Origin of the sequence: Pseudoalteromonas phenolica (assembly GCF_005886345.1) — a bacterium.
Taxonomy (GTDB): Bacteria; Pseudomonadota; Gammaproteobacteria; order Enterobacterales; family Alteromonadaceae; genus Pseudoalteromonas; species Pseudoalteromonas phenolica_A.
In genome coordinates this window covers 1-353 of sequence record NZ_PNEC01000106.1, presented here as the reverse complement: position 1 = coordinate 353, position 353 = coordinate 1, and the positions used below count along the sequence as shown (strand labels likewise).

At 32.9% G+C, this 353-nt stretch carries 1 protein-coding gene; it reads left to right on the top strand.

Annotated elements, in window-relative coordinates:
• Positions 1 to 27 precede the first annotated feature (27 nt).
• Positions 28 to 353 (top strand): hypothetical protein (locus CWB72_RS20240; protein WP_138635222.1); only part of this gene is annotated, 326 nt, incomplete at its 3' end.

Sequence of the window (353 nt, the reverse complement as noted above, 5' to 3'; positions counted from 1 at the left end):
CGTTTATTAAGGCGTTAGGTGTATACGGTGACAATCGAGAATCGGAGAACTATTGCAAGTATATTATCTATGTTTTCCGCTGTTGTTTTGGGTATGTTAATTTTAGCTTTAACAAGCTCAACTCCTATTTCAGTGGCTTTATTATTAGCTTTTATATTTATTTCAATGCTTTTAGGTAGTGCTCGGCTTTATTTGATAAATGTCGGTATTTCAACAGCCCTAAAATTAACGTTTGGTATGTTTTTATCAGGTGTTTTTTATACTGGCATTCTTGCTGCTGGAATTATTCTAGTCTCTGACTTTTCGTTATTTAAAATAGCTATTGGTCTTGTACTAACTTCTTCCGTATTTTT